The following is a 14,812-nucleotide window of genomic DNA, read 5'->3' as shown; positions in this document are numbered from 1 at the left end:
CGCTGTGCGGGCGGTCAGGCGTCGAAATCGACTGTTATCTGTTCACCGACAGGAAAGGTCTGGCAGGTCAGCACGAAACCCGCGTCGACTTCGTAGTCTTCGAGTGCGTAGTTCCTTCGCATCTCGACGTCACCGCAGGTGACCTTGGCACGGCAGGTGCCACAGACTCCGCCCTTGCACGCGAAGGGTAGATCCGATCGGTACTGTTCCGCTGCATCGAGAATCGACTGATCTCGCGGCAGTGTCGCGGTGGTCGATCGACCGTCGAGCGTGATGGTGACTTCACTGCCTGGCCCGGCTATTCCGGGCTCCCGATGCACGGCGACCGGCGGCGCGACATCGTCGACATAGAACAGCTCGTGATGAATGCGGTCCTTTGCAATTCCCAAGCCGGCCAGCACTTCCTGGGCGTCGTTGACCATCCCGAACGGGCCACACAACCAGAAGCCGTCGACCTGGTCGCAGGGAACCAGAGAGGTGAAGATCTCACGCAACCGGTCGGCGTCGAGACGGCCCGAGAACAACTCGACCTCCCGTGGCTCGCGCGAGAGAACGTGAATGACGTCCAGACGCGCACCGTACCGGTCCTTCAGGTCGGCGATCTCTTCGGCGAACATCACCGAGCGCGTACGTCTGTTTCCGTACAGCAGGGTGACATCGGCCTCGGGGTTCGCCAAAAGTGTTGCCGCGATGGACAGCATGGGCGTGATGCCGGAACCTGCTGCGATAAGAACGTGTCGTCCTCCCAATGCGGGATCGGCGACAAAATTGCCCGAGGGGCCCTGCACGTCGATTTGATCCCCGGCCTTCACGTCGTGCACCAGCCAGGTGGAGAAGAGTCCGTCCGCTACTTCGCGGACCCCCACCCGGGGAGACGCCCCTACCGGTGCACAGATCGAGTACGAACGACGGTGCTCGACGCCGTCGATCATCCGCCGCAGTGTCACTGACTGCCCGGCGCCGAAGTCGAACTGATCGGCGATGTCGGCGGGTACGTCGAAGGTGACGGCAACTGCGTCGTCGCACAGTGATTCGACATCTGCCACTGTCAACGGGTGAAAGGGTTTGTTCCGGTTCGTCGTTGCGGTACTCATCTGTTCAGATCTCCTTCACGTGATCGAACGGCTCGAGGCAGTCGAGGCAGCGATAGAGCGCTTTGCACAGGGTCGCACCGAATTCCGAACTCAGTCTGGTGTTTGCCGAACCGCACTGGGGGCACAGGATGTCGCGCGGCTTGGCCGTCAAGGTCAAGGCGATCGGGCCGGAGGTGCGACGCGGCGCGGCCCCCGGCACCGAGTACCCGGCCGTCCGCAGTTTCGCCAGTCCCTCTTCGCTGATCCAATCCGAACTCCAGGGCGGCGACAGTTGAGTCTTGATCTGGACGCTGCCGTACCCCGCGTCGGTCAGTTTGTGCTCGATGTCGTCTCGCATCGTTGCCATGGCGGGGCACCCGGAATAGGTGGGAGTGATTGTCACACAGACGAAGTTCGCGTCGACGTCGACCGATCGGATGACGCCGAGATCGGCCAAGGTCAACAGTGGCATCTCCGGATCCATCACCGAGGCGACGATCTCCTGCGCGGAAGAGACAGTAGCGGATGAGACGGTAGTGGCAGTCACGGTCACCACACCCCTTCCGGATGCTCCCGAGCAACGCTCTGCATTTCGGCGAGAAGCAGCCCCAGCGCCCCGGTGTGCAGTCCGGCACGCCCGCCGCGGCCGCCGACGAAACCGGAGAAACGTGCAGGGGGCTCTTCCATTTCGGCAGCGTGCAGGACCTGGGCAAGTACGGCGTCGAACTCCGGCCGAACAGTGCGCGGATCCACTCCGACACCAACCTCGGCCAAGACGAGTTCGTCCGGTGTGGGAACAAAGAGCTCGTCCACGAAAGGGAGGATCTCGAGCAGGGCTGCGGCGGTCCGACGCTTGGATTCTGCTGTGCCGGCGCCCAACGTGACGACCCATCTTGCCGCGTAGTCGCGGTGGTAGGTCAGTTCTTTGACGCCCTTGTTCGCCACGGCCGCGAGGACCGGGTCCCGCGACGTGCGGAGCCGATCGAACAGCGCCAGCCGCCAGGTCGAGAACACGAGGAGCCGAACGACCGTGTGCGCGAAGTCGCCATTGGCGAGCTCCACCAGTCTCACGTTTCGGAAGCCGAACTGATCACGAAAGAACGCAAGCGCATCTTCAGCCGGCACGGGCGACGTGTCCGAGATGAACGGAACCACAGTGGAATCGGCTGCTGCTGCGCGAGCCAGCAGCAGCCTGGCCTGTCCGATCAGATCCAAGCCGACGTTGGCGAGAGCTACCTCTTCTTCGAGTTCCGGTGCCCGCGTCGACCATTCGGCGAGGCGCTGCGAACTGACGAGCGCGTCGTCGCCGAGCATGAGGCAGTAGCGCGCCAGAGCACCGAGATCGACGTCATCCGGCACCGTGGTGTCGACTCCGGCGAGGGGGTCGTCGAAGCTGGTTCCGAACGCCCACTGACCGTGGCCGTCGCCGTCGACCAGGCCGTCGTAGGCACTGTCGTGATCGTTCATCTGTTGGTCCTCGAAGTCGAAGTGGTGTCTCACATGTGGGGAACGGAGTCCGGGATGTCGTAGAAGGTCGGGTGCCGGTAGACCTTGTCCCCGCTCGGTGCGAAGAACGGATCCTTCTCCGCCGGACTCGAAGCCACGATGTTCGCGGAAGGCACGACCCAGATGCTCACGCCTTCGTTACGTCTGGTGTAGACGTCGCGCGCGTGGCGTAGGGCCATCTGATCGTCCGCCGCACGCAGTGACCCGACATGTACGTGGTTCAGTCCGCGCTTTCCCCGCAGAAACACCTCGTACAAAGGCCATTCGCCCCGTACCTGATCGTTTTCGCTCATGATGTTTCCCCAGTCGTGAGATCGTGCGCGACTCTCTCGCGCTGTGCAAAGGCGTAGGCGGCGTCACGGACCCAGGCCCCGTTGTCGTGTGCCGCTTTCCGATTGGCGATCCGCTCGACGCTGGCCGCACCGTTACCGCGGACCACGTCCATGAATTCATTCCAGTCCGGCTCACCGAAATCGTGTGCACCACGTTCGGGGTTCCAGCGCAGATCGGGATCGGGGAAGCTCACACCGAGTACCTCGGCCTGCGGTATCGACATGTCGACAAATCGCTGTCGCAGTTCGTCGTTCGTGTGTCGCTTGATGCGCCACTTCATCGACTGTTCGGTGTTCGGCGACTCGTCGTCCGGGGGCCCGAACATCATCAGGGCGGGCCACCACCATCGGTCGACGGCTTCCTGCACCATCGCGCGTTGGGCGTCCGTGCCTCGCATCATCGTCGCCAACAACTCGAAGCCTTGCCGCTGATGGAACGATTCCTCCTTGCACACACGGATCATCGCGCGTGCATACGGCCCGAAGGAGCTGCGGCACAGCGGAACCTGATTGCAGATGGCGGCTCCGTCGACCAGCCAGCCGATCACTCCCACGTCGGCGTAGGTAAGTGTCGGATAGTTGAAGATCGAGGAGTACTTCTGCTTTCCCTCGATCAGTTTGGTGGTCAGATCGCCGCGATCGGCACCGAGCGTCTCGGCCGCGGAGTAGAGATACAAACCGTGCCCGGCTTCGTCCTGCACCTTCGCCATCAGGATCGCCTTGCGTCGCAGCGACGGCGCCCGGGTGAGCCAGTTTCCTTCGGGCTGCATCCCGATGATCTCGGAGTGCGCGTGCTGAGCAACCTGACGGATCAGCGTCTTGCGGTAGCCGTCCGGCATCCAGTCGCGAGGCTCGATGCGCTGGTCTGCCGCGATCGTCTCGTCGAACAAGTTCTGCAGGTCTTGTGGAGCTTCCACGTTGGTCATCGTACCTACCTTTTATTACCGAATGATCGGTTGGTAACTAGTATGCACCGAGGTGTCCCAGCGCACAAGAGAATCTTTCGGCGCAAGCGAATCAGCGGCCCTCGAAAACCGGCTTCTGCTTCGACAGGAACGCGGCGACGGCGCCTTGATGATCTGCCGTGGTACCCAACTCCACCTGCGCACTCGCCTCGGCCTCCAGCGCCTGGGGAAGCCCGGGAGCGCCAGCCCTGATCAGTGATTTCACGTGCGCGAAGGCGGCGGTGGGTCCGTCGGCAAGTCGACGGGCAACCGAGCGAGCCTCGGCGGCAACGTCCTCGTCGGCCACCACCCGATGGACCAATCCCCACTCCAACGCACTCTGCGCGTCGAACTTGTCGCCGAGCAACATCAGGCCACTGGCACGGCTCGGTCCGAGCGCGTGCACGAGCGCATGACTGAGCCCGGAGTCACTCGCCAAACCGATGCCGGTGAATGCCGTCGCAAAGCTCGCATGAGCCCCGACCACCCGGATGTCTCCGGCCAAAGCAATTCCCAACCCCGCCCCGACGCAGGCGCCGCCGACGCCCACCACCACCGGGACAGAGAGCGTCGACAGCGCAGTGACCATCGGGTTGTAGTGCGCCTCGACGGTGTCCATCGCGTGCGCGGGATCAGCGTTCAGAGCTGCCGCATGCTCGCCGAGATCCTGGCCGACGCAGAAGTTCTTACCTTCGGCGAGAATCAACAAGGCTCGCACGTCCGCGTCCGCGTGGACCTGCAGCAGCGCTTCGAGTAGTTGAGCCTTCATCTCGCCGTTGACGGCATTGGCGGCCTTCGGCCGGTCGAGAGTGATTGTCGCCAGACCTTGCTCGATCTCCGTGCGGATCACGTCAGTCATCGATGTTCCCTTCGCAGGCGGTTCGGTTCAGTTCCACGTGTGAAAACCCTGTCCACTCTTGCGCCCCAACTCGCCGCGCGCGACCTTCTCTCGCAACAGTGCGGGGGGTGCAAATCGATCACCGAGCGTGCTCGCAAGATGCTCGGCGATTGCCAGGCGCACGTCCAACCCGACCAGATCTGTCGAACGCAGCGGACCCATCGGATGCCGGTACCCCAATTCCATTGCGCGGTCGATGGATTCCGCGTCCGCCACACCTTCTTCGAGCATCCGAATGGCTTCGAGCCCAAGGCCGACACCAAGCCGGCTGGTCGCAAAGCCAGGTGAGTCGTTGACGAGCACCTCGGCTTTGCCGAGCATCGACACCCATGCTCTTACCGAGTCGACCACCTCGGGGCGGGTGTGAGGTGCCCGAACGATCTCGACCAACAGCGACGCCGGGACGGGGTTGAAGAAGTGCATACCGATGAATCGTCCCGAGTCCGTCAGTGCTGCGCCGAGTTCGGCGATCGACATGGAACTGGTGTTGCTGGCGATCACGGTGTGTTCTCCGGCAACGGTTTCGGCAGCGGCGAGAACCTCGACCTTGAGCGCCGCGATTTCCGGGACCGCCTCGACGATCACGTCGAGCGACGGCGGCAAGGAGGTCACTGCGTCCACGACGTTGACGCGCGCCAGCACCGTCGCAGAGTCCTGGCCGTCGAGCTTCCCTCGCTCCTGGGCTCGATCGAGGCCGGTGGACACACGCTGCAAAGCGGCCTCGGCGTCTCCACTCTCCGCGATGGTGACCACCCCGCCGAGCGCGGCGAACACCTGGGCGATACCCGCACCCATGCGTCCACCGCCGATGACGCCGACGGCCTTCGGTGCAACTGCTTCAGTCATGATTTCTTCTCCAGAAAGGCCGTCATGCGATCGCGCTTGTCCGAACTCTCGAACAGGACGGCCTGGGCGATGTCGTCGGCAAACGGATGCGATCCCGGCGCATCGACGATGATCTTGGTCAATCGCAGTGCCAGCGGGGACAGTCGGGAAATGCGGTCGAGCAGCTTATGTGCAGCGTCGACATGACACTTCGGTTCGGTCACCTCGACAACAAGCCCCGCTCGCAGCGCCTGCTCGGCGTCGAGGTTACTGGCACCGAGGAGCACCTGCTTCGCGATCGAGACGCCGACGAGCTTCGGCAGCCGATAGCTGGCGCCGGCGGCCGCCATTATCCCGAGATTGGGCTCGGGATTACCGAAGACCGCCGTCGTCGTCGCGATGCGAATGTCGCAGGCGTAGGTCAACTCTGCCCCACCGCCGAGCGCGAAGCCGCTCACGGCGGCCACGGTGGGAAGCGGGAGCTTTCCGATGCGGTCGAACAGCGTGCGGTTGATACCCGCGAACGCTTCCTCTCGTCCGCGCTCGCGGAGCTCCGCGATGTCAGCGCCGCCCGCGAAGTGGTCCCCGCGCCCGGCAAGCAGGAGCAGCTTCGGATCCCGTTCGAGGCGTCCACAAACCTGATGCAGTTCGTCGATCATTTCCGCGTTGATTGCATTGCGTTGCGCGGGCCTGTCGAGGGTGACCACGACGCGATCCTCGCGCTCGTCCACGTGCAGGGTGTTCACATTCACTCCTTCTCACTCTTCTACATTAGTAACCGAACATTCGGTAGTTTGGCAAGGGTGGGAACGAGGATGGTGCACAGCTTTGCCCGAACTGAGAAGATGGGGACATGACTACGGCACGCCCCACTCGACGCACCGGCCTCCCTGGACGTCCCGGCTACGACCTCGATTCACTCCTCGCCGTGGCCGTGAAGGTGTTCAACGACAAGGGCTACGACGGCGCCAGCATGGAAGTGCTCGCCAAGAAACTCGGCATCACGAAGTCCTCGATCTACCACCACGTGTCTGGAAAGTCAGAACTTCTCGAACTCGCCCTTTCCCGTGCGCTCAACGCACTGTTTGCGGTCACGACCGAAGAGGGTGCCACCACCGGCCCCTACATCGACCGGCTCGAATACCTGGTCCGGCGCAGCGTAGAGGTGCTGGTAGCAGAGCTTCCGTACGTCACCCTGCTCCTACGCGTCCGCGGTAACACGACGGTCGAGCGCGCCGCACTCGCTCGTCGACGCGAATTCGACAACTTCGTCGGAGGTCTCGTCGCGTCCGCCGCAGCGGAGGGCGACCTGCGTCCGGACATCGAACCCGCCCTCGCCAGCAAGCTGATGTTCGGCACCGTCAACTCACTGATCGAGTGGTACAAACCCCGAGCGGGTGAGTCCGTCTCCGACATCGCCGACGCGGTCGTCGCTGTCACTTTCGACGGACTTCGCAAGGCCTGACTCCAGGCAGTTCTGCCGAATCCTTGACAACGCGGCGTTACCGGGCGATCGTAATTACCGACCGAACGTACGGTGAGATGGAGTTGTCGTGAGCAGACTGTTGGAAAGCTATGTAGCCGGTCAGTGGTACGCCGCTCCGGACGCAGGTACCCCGTTGCCGAGCGCAGTGGACGGATCCGAGGTGGCCCGGATCTCCGCCACCGGCGTCGACCTCGCCGAGATGGTTGCGTACGCACGCGACGTCGGCGGGCCTGCACTGTCAGCGATGACCTTCCACGAACGAGCCGGCGCACTCAAGGCTCTGGCTCTCACGTTGATGGCAGGGAAGGCCGAGTTCTACGCACTCTCCACCGCCACCGGGGCGACGACGCGAGACTCCGGGGTGGACATCGACGGCGGGTTCGGAACATTGCTGAGCTACGCGAGCAAGGCTAGGCGCGAATTGCCCGACAGCACAGTGTTTCTGGACGGCAACGTCGAAACTCTGGGCAAGGGCGGAACTTTCCTCGGGCAACACATCTACACATCACGTCGCGGTGTCGCCGTGCAGATCAACGCCTTCAATTTCCCCGTGTGGGGATTCCTGGAGAAGCTGGCGCCGGCATTCATCGCGGGTGTGCCGTCCATCGTCAAGCCTGCCAGTTCCACGGCGTATCTCACCGAACTCGTCTTCCGGCGCATCATCGAATCAGGCTTGCTCCCCGAGGGTTCCGTCCAACTGCTCTCCGGTAGCGCACGCGGACTCCTCGATCACCTCGGTGGGCAGGATTCGGTTGCCTTCACCGGATCCGCCGATACCGCAGCAACACTGCGCGCTCACCCGAACGTCGTCGGCAAGGGTGTCCACTTCAATGCCGAGGCCGATTCACTCAACGCGTCGATCCTCGGTGAGGACGCCGTACCCGGAACTCCCGAATTCGATTTGTACGTCAAACAACTTGTCACCGAGATGACGGTCAAGGCGGGCCAGAAGTGCACAGCGATCAGGCGCGCACTGGTCCCGGACTCCCTGGTCGACGCCGTCGTCGATGCCGTATCCGAGCGACTGAGCAAAGTGGTCGTCGGGCACCCCGATACCGACGGTGTCACGATGGGTGCGCTCGCCAGCATCGAACAGCGCGACGAAGTCCTGAAATCGATTCGCGGCCTGACGAAGTCGGCGTCCATCGTGTTCGGAGACCCGGAGAACCTCGACGTGGTCGGTGCCGACGCCCGGTCCGGAGCCTTCCTTTCACCGATCCTCCTGCGTGCCGAGGACAATGCCCTCGAGGTGCACGAAGTGGAGGCATTCGGGCCTGTCAGCACCGTCATCGGTTACAACGGCATCGATCATGCGATCGAGCTCGCAGCCCGCGGTGAGGGCAGCCTCGTCGCCTCGGTGGTAACTGCCGACACGGACGTCGCACGTCGACTGGTACTGGGCCTGGCAGCTTTTCACGGCCGAGTTCTCGTCCTGAACCGCGACGACGCCAAGGAATCAACCGGTCACGGCTCTCCCCTCCCGGTGCTCGTACACGGCGGGCCCGGCCGCGCCGGTGGAGGTGAGGAGTTGGGTGGCATCCGCGGAGTTCTACACCACATGCAGCGCACCGCAGTTCAAGGCACGCCCGACGTACTCACCGCGGTCGGCGAGCGCTGGTTCACCGGTTCACAGCGCACCGTCGGATCCGAGCATCCTTTCCGAAAGAGTCTTGCCGAGTTGAAGATCGGCGACACGATTGTCGGCGGTCCGCGCCAGGTCACGCTCGCGGACATCGATCATTTTGCAGAGTTCACCGGTGACACCTTCTACGCGCACACCGATCCGGTTGCCGCCGCCGCGAATCCACTTTTCGGTGGCATCGTCGCGCACGGATACCTGGTTGTCTCGCTCGCTGCCGGCCTGTTCGTCGACCCCGCTCCCGGCCCGGTTCTCGCGAACTTCGGCGTGGACAACCTCAGGTTCCTGACCCCGGTCAAAGCCGAAGACAGCCTGACCGTCACCCTCACAGCCAAGACCATCACACCCCGCAGCAGCGCCGACTACGGTGAAGTTCGTTGGGATGCCGTCGTGACGAACCAGGACAGCGATCCAGTCGCAACGTACGACGTCCTGACGCTGGTAGCCAAGACTCTCCCCGAAGGGAATTGAAAGCACATGACCTATCGCGTAGCAGTGTGTTACGGACGCCCCACCGATCCGGAGGCTTTCGACAAGTACTACAACGACATCCACATTCCGCTCGCCCGCGCGGTTCCAGGGTTGTCGGACTTCACCTTCAGCAAGTGCTCGACACTCGATGGCTCCGACCCCGTTTTCTACGCCGTCGCCAACCTCGTGTTTCCCGATCTCGAGACGATGCAGAGCGGCCTGAAGTCCCCGGAGATGGGCGCCGCTGGAAGAGATGTCGCAAACTTTGCCACCGGCACGGTCGACATGTACGTCCAGGAAGTTGTCTCGGTCCTCTAGACCCCTGCAGTTCTCCGATCCCACAGGAGTTGTCTCGTGAGCACAGGAAGCATCACCGCCAGAGAGATGTTCGACGCGGACCAGGCGTCTCGGGCGCTCGGTATCGAGATTTTCGAACTGGCGCCAGGTAGCGCAACCGTGACCGTCACGGTGGGCGAGACCATGGTGAACGGTCACGGAATCACACATGGCGGTTATGTTTTCCTGCTCGCGGACACCGCGTTTGCGCTCGCCTGCAACGGCTACGAGGATTCAGCCGTTGCAGCGCGCGCGGACATCCGATTTCTCCGTCCAACACGCCTGGGCGACACCTTGACCGCGGTCGCCACCGAGAAGGCACGAGGGGGCCGAAGTGGGATCTACGACGTGACCGTTCGCAATGGCGACACCGTCGTGGCCGAGTTCCGCGGCGACAGTCGCACCATCACCCGCTGAAATTCAGCCCACGGTGTATCAGCCCACGGTGTATCAGCCCACGGTGTATCAGCCCACGACGGGAAGTTCGAGGGGGCCGGACCCGTCGGCGAAGATCGTCACCGGCATGCCCTGCAGTCCTCCACGGAAACTGATGTCGCCACCCGTGATTGCCAGGCGAACGGAATGCCCCGGCTCGAATCTGTGCACTATCGCCGGCATCGTCACCGGTACGGGCTGCGACGGATCACTGATGCGAACAGGTGCGATGAGCCCGTTGATCAGCGACGACGTCCCGTCCGGTGCCACGTCGTAGAGCTTCGCGAACACCACCGGCTGTCCGGGCGCCGCAACACGCAGCGTCACAGTGGGGGCTCCCACCACGTCCATCGCCTCGGCCATCGGCGCAGTGGTCCAGAGCGCCTCGGTTCCCGGAATCTGTGCACTCGGAATGTTTCCGGCCGGATTGATATTGAGCGGCTCGACGCCTGTCGGGAGCCCACCCGGTGCAGTGACAATCGTCTTCGAACCAGGTACCGCCGGCGCGCCGTCCGGCAGCAGCCCCCCGTCAGCGGACAGATGGAAGGAGCGGGCGGTCCCGACGTCGACGGTGTCGGACGTCGCGTAGGCCGGCGCCGCGTTCCCCTCGTAGTCGATCCAGTTACGGAAGTATGCGAATTCCGGTCCGGTCTCCGTGTTCTCGTCCTTGAGGTAGTGATCGAACCAGTCCATGAAGCGACCGGTTTCGTACTGGGCGTCTTCGTCGGGTGCGGAGAAGCTGAATTCGCCCGGCGCAGCAGCCAAGTGACTGTGTCCCCACGAATGCCAGATCATCTTGGCGTCCACGCCACGGGCTTTCAATGCGCCGTAGGTCGCGGTTGCCTCGTTCAGATCGAACAGGGTGTCTTGTTGTCCCTGTGCAAGCAGTACCGGGATATTGATCCGGTCGACAAACGACGATACCGACGACGCTCGGAGCTCACTTACTACTTGGGGTCCGATGTCACCAGTCACCACTGCCTCGGCGATCGCGTTGCACATGTACGGCACGTAGTTCGGGCAGCCGGGAAGTCGTGCGGGGTCGGCGATGTAACCGTCCACACCAGGGTTTGCAATGCCGGCACCGAAGAGCAGTGACGCAAAGAGCACTTTCGCGGCTCCCGGTTCAGCAGTCGACACACCGGAGATGATGCCGGTGCTGTTGGGCGCCAAGGAATAGGAGAGGTCGTTCCAGGTGATCATGGGGATGATCGTGTCGATACGGGGATCCACACTCGCGGCGGCGAATTGAATGCCACCGCCGTAAGAGCCACCTGTCATGCCGACCCGCGGGTCGTTCGTCGACGGTGCACCGTTGTGGTCGACGGAGTCCTGCACCACCGCATTGAGCGCCGGATAGGGCTGTGTCAGAGCCTGGTCCGTGTACGCAATCCCCTCTTTGCCGCCGAGGAAACTGACCAACTGCGAAGCGGCGACGCCGTCGTATGCGGGAGAGTCGAGTGTGATCTTGCAACTCGAGCCGCCGAAGCCCAACCCCGAATACGTCAGTCCGACATACCCGTTCTCGGCGAAGTTCTGCAGAGCGGGAATCTGATCCTTGTACGAACCGCCGAACCCGTTGGTGGTCAGGATCGCGGGAGCCGGATTGTCCGCGTCGACGCCGTCGGGAACAAAAAGTTCACCGACGACGGTGCACGGCGTCGAGAGTTCAGGCCCGACATCGACCGAGAAGTACAGTAGCTGTGACGAATACGAGCCGTTCGGTGAATCCGCGAGCGCCGGCGGCGAAAAGCCGAGGGCGCAAACCACGAGCGTGACGACACTGATCGCTATTCTCCGGCGCACCTGAAAACCGTACACCCGGACCTGTTCTCCGCCAGTCGAATCGGGCGCGTGGCGCCTATCTTTTCCCAGCGAGCGCTACGTCGGGCGGGGTGGACCTCTACTTGACCGTCAAGGTGCCATGCATACTCGGATGGTAGGTGCAGTGGAACGTGTACGTCCCGGGCTCGTTCGGCACCGTGATGGTTTCTGTCTCGCCAGCTTCGATGTCCTCGTTGAACAGTCCCGCGGTATCGGAAGTAACCGAGTGCTCGGCGGTGTCGTTGTTCTGAATGGTCAGTACCTGTCCAGGCATCACCGACTCCGGCGTCGAGTACTCGAAGCCGCTGATCACGATTCCCATCGACGACGCTCCCGGCGTCGACATACCCAGGGGCATGCTCGGCATCGACATGCTGGTCGGCTTGCTCGTCATCGTCATGCTGGTCATCGCCATGCCATTGTGATCTGCCGAATCGTTGCCCGACGAATCACCGTTGTCACTGCACGCGGTCAGTGCGAACACCGCCAGGATCAGCGCTGCGAGCACCGCGAGAATCCGCTTCATTGCTTCGCCTCCTGCTCGTTCCCCCGCAGTCTGCTGATTACCCGCCGCCTAGAGGGCCAAACAGCTCCGATGTGGTGCCTGCGACGCTGATAGTGCACGATTTCTGCACCACCTCCACTCGCGGACCGAAACTGAAGGACACAGCACAGATGGCCAAGATCAAAACGTCGAAGGCAGCCAAGACGAAGGCGGCGGTAGCTTCAAAAGCGCCCGTGGCGAAGGCGCCCGCAGTCCTCTGGAAGGACCTACCGGACGAGCACGACTACCCCGCGGCCCGCGATTACCTCCAGTTGGGCGCCACACCGGTCCAGGTCCAAGCTCTCGTGTACGCCCTCAAGACGGCGACGCTGGTCTCGAAGAAGGCCAAAGACATCCTGCGGGCTGCCGGGCTACCCCTGCTCCCGGTCGACAACCCGCACGTCGCTGCCGACCTGTTGAAGATCCGCAAGGGGATCGCGCTGTCGCCGATCCTGCTGGTGCAGGGAGACTTCCGCGCCGGAGTACCGGCGCAGATCGCCGACGGCTACCACCGTGTCTGTGCGAGTTACCACGTGGACGAGAACACCGCCATCCCCGCGAAGATCGCACCCTCGACAGTTAACTCGTAGGTCGTCGATGACCTTCGGCATCCTTGCCCTCGTCGCCCTGGCCGGCATCCTCGGCCCGCTGCTCGGCGCCCGCGTCAGCTGGCATGTCCCCGTGGTGGTCGGCGAACTCGCCGCCGGTGTCATCTTCGGTGTCACCGGTTTCGGGCTGCTCGACTCCTCCGACCGGACTTTCACGTTCCTGGCCGATATCGGGTTCGCGCTCACGATGATGGTGGCCGGCTCGCACGTCCCGGTCCGCGATCCGGCAGTTCGGGCGGCAATAGGCAAGGGTGCCGCTCGCTCGGTCGTCGTCGGGCTCCTGTCGGTTGTTGCCGGCTACGGTGCGGCGACGGTATTCGGCACCGGTCACGCCGCGCTGTACGCGGTCCTGATCGCGTCGTCGTCCGCAGCGTTGATTCTCCCCATCGTCGATTCGCTGGCGCTCGGAGGAACGTCGGTCCTGCAGATGACGGCCCAAGTCGCAATCGCGGACACCGTCTGCATTGTCGCGCTGCCGTTGGTAATCGATCCCGACAATGCCCCTCGCGCGGGCCTCGGCGCACTGGCTGTGGCGGCGTGTGCGGTTGCCTTGTTCTTCGTACTGCGAGCTTTCCATCGTTCCGGCCATTGGCGAAAGCTCCACAAGTTCTCCGAGAAACGAAAGTTTGCACTCGAACTCCGGATCAATCTCGTGATCCTCTTCTCCCTGGCGGCGCTGGCGTCAAGCACCCACGTGTCGATCATGCTCGCGGGCTTCGCCTTCGGGCTCGTTCTTGCCGCGATCGGTGAACCCCGCCGGCTCGCCAAACAGCTCTTCGCGATCACCGACGGCTTCTTCGCTCCCCTCTTCTTCGTCTGGCTGGGAGCGGCGATCAATCTGCGCGACCTCGTGACCCATCCGTCCGCCATCTGGCTCGGATTGGCCTTGGGCGGCGCAACTCTCGTAGTTCACGCAGTGATACGAATCCTCGGCCTACCTCTCCCCTTGGGAGTGCTGTCCGCCGCACAACTGGGGGTACCCGTTGCCGCCGTAACGGTGGGCACCCAGCTGGGGGTGATGGGCGAGGGTGAACCCGCTGCCATCCTCCTCGCCGCCATGATCACGATCGGTGCTGCGACGCTGGCGGGTGCCGCCGCGTCGAAAGCTGGTCTCACGAAGCCTGCTTGACCGCGGCCCGCTCCACCGTCAGCAAACTCTCCTCCGAATGTTCGGCGTGATACGCCGCGCCGCCGCCGCGGACACCGAAGAGTCGCTTGCTCCAGATCAGCCACACGACGGCAGCGATGTTCACCAGTAGCAACCCGGCCCTCAACCACGTGATCTTCTCGGTCAATTCGTAGATTTCGAGGGGCAGGAACAAGCTGGTCGCCACCACCGCGAAGTATTCGCCCCAGCGTTTGACCATCCACAGGCCGACTGCCTCGATCACTTGAAGGCCGGCGTAGACCAACAGCCCGACTGCGATCCAGGTGAGCGTCGTCGCCGACAACGAAAACGCCTGCTCGATGTGATGGACCAGTTTGGAATCGTCAATGTTCCAACCCAGCTGACGGGCGAGTGGCCTGATCAACGGTAATTCGTTCTCGAAGGCGTCCTCGACGCGGCCCTTCGACGATCTGAGTTTGAAAACACCGATCGCCAGAAGAACCAAACCCAGGGCGCGGAACATTCTCTCGGTGGCGAGAAGTCGCATGATCAACCTGTCGCGAAGCAGGCGACCCCGCGGAACCTCGGGGGCGGCGTCAGCCGGTCCGGATGCCCGGGGCGCTCCCGGGACGAAGTTGCCGCAACGTAGGCACCGCCACGCCTGACCCACCGCAGTATCCACATGTAGTCGATCCCGCAGTTCCGGTTCGTCCGGAGCGTAGGTCTCGTGACCGTGCCAACTGCACGAGCGCAATGCGAAGTCCACGGGTGAACTCTATGCCG

The 14,812-nt window shown here is 63.2% G+C and carries 17 protein-coding genes; 6 read left to right on the top strand and 11 right to left on the bottom strand.

All coding sequences use genetic code 11. The features are described from left to right. Positions 1 to 14: 14 nt before the first annotated feature. From paaE to ACFQ6H_RS03495, 8 genes are all read right to left on the bottom strand, one after another. Complete coding sequence (paaE, locus tag ACFQ6H_RS03530) at positions 15 to 1,094, bottom strand: 1,2-phenylacetyl-CoA epoxidase subunit PaaE (protein ID WP_378643926.1); 1,080 nt, start codon at positions 1,092 to 1,094, stop codon at positions 15 to 17. Positions 1,095 to 1,098: 4 nt separating this feature from the next. After that, positions 1,099 to 1,557, bottom strand: a complete 459-nt coding sequence (gene paaD / locus ACFQ6H_RS03525) for a 1,2-phenylacetyl-CoA epoxidase subunit PaaD (protein ID WP_378532715.1) — start codon at positions 1,555 to 1,557, stop codon at positions 1,099 to 1,101. 65 nt (positions 1,558 to 1,622) lie between these two features. Then, positions 1,623 to 2,540, bottom strand: a complete 918-nt coding sequence (paaC, locus tag ACFQ6H_RS03520; RefSeq protein ID WP_378643923.1) for a 1,2-phenylacetyl-CoA epoxidase subunit PaaC — start codon at positions 2,538 to 2,540, stop codon at positions 1,623 to 1,625. Positions 2,541 to 2,569: 29 nt separating this feature from the next. Next, a complete protein-coding gene (gene paaB / locus ACFQ6H_RS03515) occupies positions 2,570 to 2,872 on the bottom strand; it encodes a 1,2-phenylacetyl-CoA epoxidase subunit PaaB (RefSeq protein WP_214880577.1) in 303 nt (100 codons plus the stop codon). Next, the gene (gene paaA, locus ACFQ6H_RS03510; protein WP_378530763.1) at positions 2,869 to 3,837 is read right to left on the bottom strand and encodes a 1,2-phenylacetyl-CoA epoxidase subunit PaaA; all 969 of its coding nucleotides are present in this window, start codon (positions 3,835 to 3,837) and stop codon (positions 2,869 to 2,871) included. Before paaA ends, paaB begins: the two co-directional genes overlap by 4 nt. A gap of 91 nt (positions 3,838 to 3,928) precedes the next feature. Next, positions 3,929 to 4,714 (bottom strand): enoyl-CoA hydratase-related protein, encoded by a 786-nt coding sequence (locus ACFQ6H_RS03505; protein WP_378643919.1) that lies wholly within the window; start codon positions 4,712 to 4,714, stop codon positions 3,929 to 3,931. A gap of 27 nt (positions 4,715 to 4,741) precedes the next feature. After that, positions 4,742 to 5,599 carry a 3-hydroxyacyl-CoA dehydrogenase family protein gene (locus ACFQ6H_RS03500; RefSeq protein ID WP_378643917.1) on the bottom strand — a complete coding sequence of 286 codons (858 nt, stop codon included), beginning with the start codon at positions 5,597 to 5,599 and terminating at the stop codon, positions 4,742 to 4,744. Next, positions 5,596 to 6,324 (bottom strand): enoyl-CoA hydratase/isomerase family protein, encoded by a 729-nt coding sequence (locus ACFQ6H_RS03495; RefSeq protein ID WP_378643915.1) that lies wholly within the window; start codon positions 6,322 to 6,324, stop codon positions 5,596 to 5,598. Before ACFQ6H_RS03495 ends, ACFQ6H_RS03500 begins: the two co-directional genes overlap by 4 nt. A gap of 107 nt (positions 6,325 to 6,431) precedes the next feature. Here ACFQ6H_RS03495 and ACFQ6H_RS03490 point away from each other — a divergent pair, with 107 nt between their 5' ends. From ACFQ6H_RS03490 to paaI, 4 genes are all read left to right on the top strand, one after another. After that, positions 6,432 to 7,043, top strand: a complete 612-nt coding sequence (locus ACFQ6H_RS03490) for a TetR/AcrR family transcriptional regulator (protein WP_007730612.1) — start codon at positions 6,432 to 6,434, stop codon at positions 7,041 to 7,043. Positions 7,044 to 7,131: 88 nt separating this feature from the next. Then, positions 7,132 to 9,174, top strand: coding sequence for a phenylacetic acid degradation bifunctional protein PaaZ (gene paaZ / locus ACFQ6H_RS03485; protein ID WP_378643913.1), 2,043 nt, complete (start codon positions 7,132 to 7,134; stop codon positions 9,172 to 9,174). Between the two features lie 6 nt (positions 9,175 to 9,180). Continuing rightward, a complete protein-coding gene (locus ACFQ6H_RS03480) occupies positions 9,181 to 9,492 on the top strand; it encodes an EthD family reductase (protein WP_378530753.1) in 312 nt (103 codons plus the stop codon). A gap of 66 nt (positions 9,493 to 9,558) precedes the next feature. After that, positions 9,559 to 9,927, top strand: coding sequence for a hydroxyphenylacetyl-CoA thioesterase PaaI (gene paaI, locus ACFQ6H_RS03475; protein WP_378532713.1), 369 nt, complete (start codon positions 9,559 to 9,561; stop codon positions 9,925 to 9,927). Positions 9,928 to 9,975: 48 nt separating this feature from the next. Here the strand turns inward: paaI and ACFQ6H_RS03470 are convergent, their stop codons facing one another. After that, complete coding sequence (locus ACFQ6H_RS03470; RefSeq protein WP_378643910.1) at positions 9,976 to 11,766, bottom strand: CocE/NonD family hydrolase; 1,791 nt, start codon at positions 11,764 to 11,766, stop codon at positions 9,976 to 9,978. An 82-nt stretch (positions 11,767 to 11,848) separates the two neighbouring features. Further along, positions 11,849 to 12,295 (bottom strand): cupredoxin domain-containing protein, encoded by a 447-nt coding sequence (locus ACFQ6H_RS03465; protein WP_378643907.1) that lies wholly within the window; start codon positions 12,293 to 12,295, stop codon positions 11,849 to 11,851. 149 nt (positions 12,296 to 12,444) lie between these two features. On the opposite strand from ACFQ6H_RS03465, the gene ACFQ6H_RS03460 reads away from it, so the two are divergent. Then, positions 12,445 to 12,903 carry a hypothetical protein gene (locus tag ACFQ6H_RS03460; protein ID WP_378628085.1) on the top strand — a complete coding sequence of 153 codons (459 nt, stop codon included), beginning with the start codon at positions 12,445 to 12,447 and terminating at the stop codon, positions 12,901 to 12,903. Between the two features lie 7 nt (positions 12,904 to 12,910). Further along, complete coding sequence (locus ACFQ6H_RS03455; protein ID WP_378643905.1) at positions 12,911 to 14,050, top strand: cation:proton antiporter; 1,140 nt, start codon at positions 12,911 to 12,913, stop codon at positions 14,048 to 14,050. Here ACFQ6H_RS03455 and ACFQ6H_RS03450 read toward each other — a convergent pair. Beyond that, the gene (locus tag ACFQ6H_RS03450) at positions 14,034 to 14,795 is read right to left on the bottom strand and encodes a DUF2127 domain-containing protein (protein WP_378447495.1); all 762 of its coding nucleotides are present in this window, start codon (positions 14,793 to 14,795) and stop codon (positions 14,034 to 14,036) included. The genes ACFQ6H_RS03455 and ACFQ6H_RS03450 overlap by 17 nt on opposite strands. Positions 14,796 to 14,812: the final 17 nt, after the last annotated feature.

The sequence above is a fragment of the Rhodococcus sp. NPDC056506 genome, assembly GCF_042794945.1.
GTDB lineage: Bacteria > Actinomycetota > Actinomycetes > Mycobacteriales > Mycobacteriaceae > Rhodococcus_F.
The sequence above is the reverse complement of the archived record's forward strand: the minus strand, read 5'-3'. Positions and strand labels throughout refer to the sequence as shown.